Here is a 5,660-nt window from a genome sequence, read left to right as displayed (position 1 = left end):
AGGGGTCCGTCCTGTGGGCCGCGCGGGCAGGACGGAGCGGCGGCGCCGTCCTGGAGGTGACGCGAGCAGGACCGAGTGGCCGCTCCCGGCGTGGTGTGGGAGCGGCCTGCGGTGCGGTGGTCAGCGGCGCCCATGCCCGCCCGAGTCACCGTCAAGACCGTTGGCGTCGATGCGGTTCTTGCCCTGCTCGATGTCCTCGATGTTGCGGTCGCGGGTGCCCTGCATCATGCGGACCTGGCTGACCGTGGCATCGGTGATGCTCGTCAGGGCGTCGCGGATGGACAGCATGGTGTCCTTGGTGGTCTGCCGCTCCTTCTGCTCCTGCGGCTTGGCCTTCTCGGCGAAGTCGCCGCTCGTGCCGGGCCAGCTGACCGTGGGAGCGAGCTCGTCGAGGAACTCCTCGGTCATGCTCCTGGCGAGGGTGCCGATCTCCTCCAGCTGCTCCGACAGGGCCTCGATGCGCTGCGGATCGGCGTAGTACCGCTGTCCCATGGTCAGTTCTCCCCGTCCTCGCCGATCGCGTCACGCCAGGCGGGGGTCGGCTGACCGCCGCGTGCCGTGTCCTCTTTGTCCTCGCGGAGCACCTCGGGACCGAAGATCCGCTCCCAGTCCAGCTCGAAGCCCTTCAGCTCGGGTACCTCGCTGCTGGGTTCGGCGAAGGGCGCCAACGCCTTCATCACGTGGCGGTTCATCTTCAGGCGCGCGGCGTTCGCCGACTCCAGGACGCTGGCGGCCAGCTCCTGCGGGGACATGTCGCGGTACTTGTTCTCCAGGAACTCGATCCCGGTCAACTCGCCCTGCGGGCCAACGGTGGAGCGGACCGCGCGGTCGGACGAGAGCACGGCGAACGACGCATCGCGCAGCTCGCGCTCGGTGCGCGCGACCCCCTCCTGGGCCGTTTGGAGTTCGGCCATCGCCTTCTCCAGACGCTTCTCCAATGGTTCCATCAGGTCCGCGCCTCCCTTCCGCCTCGGTCTTCCCCTACGCCCGGACCGGGTCCGCGCGTGTCAGGTCCTGGTCCCACGTACATCAACTGCGCACATGATCTTGCCTGGTGAGAGCCGGTTACGGAAGCGGGGGCCGCATGGGATTCGTCTCTCCGCGGTGATCGAACCGGGGCTCCGGGAGTCATCGACCGATGACGGACGGGGTACCGCCCTCCTCGGTTCCCCATACGTCGGCGTCCTCTTCCAGATAGTCGGCGGAAGTGGTGACCCTTCGGCCCGACTCCGCCTCTTCCTCGGAGCTGTCGCCGCCGGTGGTCGACACGCGGGAGGCCGGTGCCAGGAAGGTGTCGCTGTCCTCCTGCCGGTTCCACGGGCTGCGCCTGCTGCGGCGGTTGCGCCGCTCGCTCTCCTCCACCGCGTCGACAAGTACGGAGCGCACCCGCTCGCCGTTGCCCTTCTCGCCGCCCGCGCCCATGCCGCCCATGCCGCCGCCCATCGGCATGCCGGGCGAGCCGGGCGTGCCAGGAGCGCCGGGTGTGCCGCCCCCGCCGGAGGAACCGGACGGGCTGTTCGCGGACGCGCCGTCGGAGAGCGGGGAAGCCCCGCCCGCGCCGAGACCGTCCAGCGAGCCGGAGCCCCCGGAGAGGCCTGCGCCGGCACCGACGGACAGCGGGCTGCCGCCGCCCGCGCCCACTCCGCCGCCGCTGCCACCGCTGCCACCGGTGTTCAGATCGGGGAGCGTCACATCCCGGTTGCCGCCCCCGCCGCCGCCTCCGCCGTTGGGGATGTCGAGGCTGTTGGGGATGTCCAGGTTGCTCTTGTCCCCTACGGGGTTGAGGTCGTGCAGGTCGATCGTCTTGGTGCCGCCCTGCGGATCGGTGAGGGTGGCGACGCCGGTGTCCGGATTGATCTTCTGCGAGCTGCCGTCCGGGAAGGTGGTGACCGGCTCGCCGTTGTCGAGGGAGGTGACGGAGCCGTCCGGGTTCGTCACCTTCGCCCCGTGGGTGAGATCGGTCAGCTTGGTACTGCCGTCCGCGTCGGTGCTGGTGAGCATCCCGGTGTCCGGGTCGAAGGTGGCCTTGCCGCCATCCGCGAACTTGGTGGTGAAGTCGTTGCCGTCGAGCGAGGTGTGCCCGCCGGTCGGTGTCTCCAGGCCGGACTGGTTGTTGTTGAGGTCCCCGAGGTTGTTGAGGTCCCCGAGATTGCCGAGATTGTTGGAGTCCCCGAGATTGCCCAGGTTGCCCAGGTCGCCGTTCGACTGGGTGTCCATCCCGGAGTTGATGTCGCCGAGGTCGCCCAGGTTCCCCACGCCGTTCCCGCTGTTCCCACCGTTGATGTTGCCCAGATTGCCGAGGTTCTGGGTGGTGGTTTTGCCGTCCGGGTCGGTCGTGACCGCCTGGCCGGTCGAAGGGTCGACGTTCTGAACGGTGCCGTCGGGGAAGGTGGTGGTCAGCTTGCCGTCGTCCCCGAGCGAGGTCACCGAGCCGTCCGGGTTCGTCACCTTGGTGCCGTCGCCCAGGTTCTGCGTGGTGGTCGAGCCGTCCGGGTTGGTGGTCGTGAGCGTGCCGCTGTCGGGGTCGAAGGCGCTGCTGCTGCCGTCCGGGAAGTCGGCGGTGACTTGCTTGTTGTCGCCCAGCTGGGTGCTGCCGCCGGTCGGGCTCTTGAGAGGCGTGTTCGCACCGCCGTTGATCCCGCCGAGCCCGCCGCCGGGGGTGTTCAGGTTGCCGAGGTTGCCCAGGTTCTCCGGAACCGGGGGCATGGCGGCGCGCTTTTGCGTCCCGTCACCGCCGGGACTGTTCAAGCCGCCGAGGCCACCACCGGGGCCGTTCAGGTTGCCGAGGTTACCCAGGTTCTGCGGGATCGGAGGCACCGCGACGGACTGCTGCCCCCCGCCACCGCCGGGGCTGTTCGAGTCGCCGAGGCCACCACCGGGGTTGTTCGCACCGCCGGGGCCACCACCGGGGCCGTTCAGGTTGCCAAGGTTGCCGAGGCTCTCGGTCGGCGGGTGGTTCGCGTTGTTCTGGTTGCCGCCCGGGTTCAGCAGGTCGTCGAGGTTGAGCTTCTGGTTGCCCCCGCCCCCACCAGGATTGTTGAGGCCGCCGAGGCTGTCCCCCAGGGCTTTGCTGTTGGCTTTGGCCGCGGCCTCGGCTTCCGCGCGCGCCTTGGCCGCGTCCGCCTTGTCCTCCGCACGCTGCTTCTTCAACTCGTCAGCAGCCGCCTTCGCGGCCGCCTTGTTCTCCGCGTTCGCCTTCTTCGCCTCGTCAGCCGCCTCCTTCGCGGCCGCCTTGTTCTCGTCGTTCGCCTTCTTCGCGTCGTCAGCCGCCTTCTTCGCGGCCGCGGCGGCCTCCGCGTTCGCCTTGGCCGCCGCGTCAGCCGCGTCTTCCGCCTTCTTGTCCTTGTAGTCCTCCGAAGCCGTGCTGGTCGTCTTCGGCTTGGGGATGTTTTCGGAGAAGTCTTTGCTGAGGTCGATGAAGTGGTTGTTCAGGCGGGACTGCACTATGGCGGCTTCCTCGCCCAGGTACTTGTCGACACCCTGGGTCCAGATCTCGACCGCCTTGTCGCCGACCTTCGTCCAGGTGGCGGAGTCGGTGAGGTCGCCGTAATCGTGCACCTGACTGAAGTCGCTGTGCGGGCTGTGCATGTAGGTGGTGTAGTAGGGACCGATCGCCTCGATGTCCGTCTTCTTGACGTTGTTCTCGTTCACCCACGTGGCGAGGTCGTCCAGGACATAGCGCAGTACCTGATGCGGGTCGTAATGCGGGGAGTTGGCCCACTTCAGCCATGCGGCGAGCAGATCCCTCGCGGCGTCCTCCAGGTACGTACGGCCCAGTGCGAGCGCGCGTGAGTACACCGTGCCGTCGGTGCTGGTCCCGCTGCCTCCGCCGACGGCGGAGTTGAAGGTCTCGACGTAGTTGTCGTAGTTCTCGCGGATCTTCTCGAGCAGGCTGCGGAAGACGTCCGCCGCCTCGCCCTTCCAGCTCGCGTCGTCCGCGCCGAAGCGGTCCTCCCACTCCTTCAGGAGCGGCGCTTGGTCCTTGAAGAACTTCGCGGCATAGTCGAAGGACTTCCCGGTGTCGTCGAAGGACTTCAGGATCACGGCGTCGCCGCCCGGAACGGGCAGCTCGCTGAACTTGGTGCCCTCGGTACTGCCCTCCAGCAGAGCCATGAGTGCCGCCCGCGGTCCGTTCATGTACTGGGCGAGTGGCCGACTGTCCATCTTGTCGTCGTTGTAGTCCGTGAACTCGTTACCCGACCGGACACTTGCGTCGTTCACGTTGTCGGAGCCCGCAGAGGCGAAGATGACCTCGTCACCGGACTTCACGCGGCCCTCGAAGACGATCCGGGCCTGCTTGACTTCCATCGTCTTGTCTTTGTCGAAGAACCAGATGTCGTAGTCGTCGTCCGAGTTCATCGCGAAGCCGGTGGAGTCCTCGACGGCCGTCTTGATGCTCTTCTCCTGGAAGTCCATCCGGAAGAGCTTGCCGCCCTTGTCGGAGCGGAGCTTGTCGAAGAGTTCGGGGCGCTTCGGCATCGGATAGCCAGTGATGTGGGCGACCAGGTCGGCCCACACGTCGGTCTCCAAGTATTTGCCGTTGGCGACGTGCTTGAGGTGGTCGTCGTAATTTTCGTCGATGCCTGTGTCTTCCGCCACCGGGCGCCCTTCCTGGTCTGTTGTCGTCCGTACCGACGCACCCCGTCCTCGTGGGGGTGTGCGGCCGGATGTCTTTCACGCGGGCGCGCCGGGCGGCCGTGGCCCCGGCCACTGCGCGCGGCACGGGCTCAGGAGTCTCAGTCGTCCGAGCTGTCGGTGCCGCCACTGCTGCCGGCGGTGAGTGTGTCGACGTCTTCGAAGCTCTGGAGCAGCGTCTTCGCGTCGATCGCCTCCAGGTTCTTGTCCTTGGTCTTGTTGGCCTCGTCGATGGTGTCGGTGAGCGCGTCTTTCAACTCCTCGAAAAGCTTGATCTGGTCACCGAGCAGTTTGTCGACGGCCGTGGCCGCGTCGGTGACGCCCTTGATCAGCTTCGGCCCCGAGACCAGGGTCTCCGTGAGCATCTTGCCGATGCGCAGAAACTGCCTCTCCGGCACGAGGTTGCGATCGGTGGTCTTTCCGTCGATGAGCTCTTCCAGCGTGCGGACGCCGGCCTTCGAGCCGTCCGAGCGGTGCGTCTTCGCGCGGTTGTACACCGCCTGTACCTCGTTGTCGCGGAAGTTCTCCATCTCCTTGAGATTGAAGTGCTTGACGTCGGCTTTCTCACCAGCCATGGGACGCTCTCCTGCTGCTCGGTGCCGGTCGGGGGGGACGGGATGGTCCGGCGGGCGCCGTGCGTACGGGCGCCCGCCGGACCGGTGGGTGAGGCTGGGCCTAGCGGGCCCGCACGCCGCCCCAGTTGTCGGCGCTCTTGCGCTCGTCACGGGAGTGGTTGTCGTGGATGGACTGGATCAACGCACCGTTGTCACCGAGGAGCCTGGCCATGTTCTTGGTGGCCTGGTCCCACTCCGCCTGGACCTCACGGTACTTTTCCTGGTCCGCACCCTCCCAGGAGGTGACGAGCGGCTTCAGCTCGTCCTCCAGGTTGTTGAGGGTCGTGATGATGAGCTGGGTCTGCTCCATCAATTCCTCGATGGCTTGCTGGACCTTGGGGTATTGCAGGTCGATGATGCCGTCGGCCATGACGTCTCCTCTCGAAGTCCGGGCGCGCGCCCGGGAAGCTC

Annotated in this window: 5 protein-coding genes; all 5 read right to left on the bottom strand. The window is 67.3% G+C overall.

The window, feature by feature from the left end; genetic code table 11:
* Window positions 1–120: 120 nt before the first annotated feature.
* The 5 genes from ACWFRJ_RS02815 to ACWFRJ_RS02795 all read right to left on the bottom strand — a co-directional run bounded on the left by ACWFRJ_RS02815 (window position 121) and on the right by ACWFRJ_RS02795 (window position 5,619).
* On the bottom strand, window positions 121–492 hold the full coding sequence (locus ACWFRJ_RS02815) for a hypothetical protein (RefSeq protein ID WP_453524379.1): 372 nt from the start codon (window positions 490–492) through the stop codon (window positions 121–123).
* 2 nt (window positions 493–494) lie between these two features.
* On the bottom strand, window positions 495–950 hold the full coding sequence (locus ACWFRJ_RS02810; protein ID WP_453525052.1) for a YbaB/EbfC family nucleoid-associated protein: 456 nt from the start codon (window positions 948–950) through the stop codon (window positions 495–497).
* 178 nt (window positions 951–1,128) lie between these two features.
* A complete protein-coding gene (locus ACWFRJ_RS02805; protein ID WP_453524378.1) occupies window positions 1,129–4,599 on the bottom strand; it encodes an AAWKG family protein in 3,471 nt (1,156 codons plus the stop codon).
* Window positions 4,600–4,736: 137 nt separating this feature from the next.
* Window positions 4,737–5,210 (bottom strand): type VII secretion system-associated protein, encoded by a 474-nt coding sequence (locus tag ACWFRJ_RS02800; RefSeq protein WP_453524377.1) that lies wholly within the window; start codon window positions 5,208–5,210, stop codon window positions 4,737–4,739.
* A gap of 100 nt (window positions 5,211–5,310) precedes the next feature.
* Entirely contained in the window at window positions 5,311–5,619 is a 309-nt protein-coding gene (locus ACWFRJ_RS02795) for a WXG100 family type VII secretion target (RefSeq protein ID WP_453524376.1), read from the bottom strand.
* Between the last annotated feature and the right edge of the window lie 41 nt (window positions 5,620–5,660).

The sequence above is a fragment of the Streptomyces sp. NPDC055239 genome (genome assembly GCF_053606205.1).
The sequence above is the reverse complement of the archived record's forward strand: the minus strand, read 5'-3'. Positions and strand labels throughout refer to the sequence as shown.

Excerpts from the sequence above, each read along its gene's own strand:
- ACWFRJ_RS02815 (WP_453524379.1), bottom strand. The coding sequence starts at position 492 with ATGGGACAGCGGTACTACGCCGATCCGCAGCGCATCGAGGCCCTGTCG.
- ACWFRJ_RS02800 (WP_453524377.1), bottom strand. The coding sequence starts at position 5,210 with ATGGCTGGTGAGAAAGCCGACGTCAAGCACTTCAATCTCAAGGAGATG.
- ACWFRJ_RS02795 (WP_453524376.1), bottom strand. The coding sequence starts at position 5,619 with ATGGCCGACGGCATCATCGACCTGCAATACCCCAAGGTCCAGCAAGCC.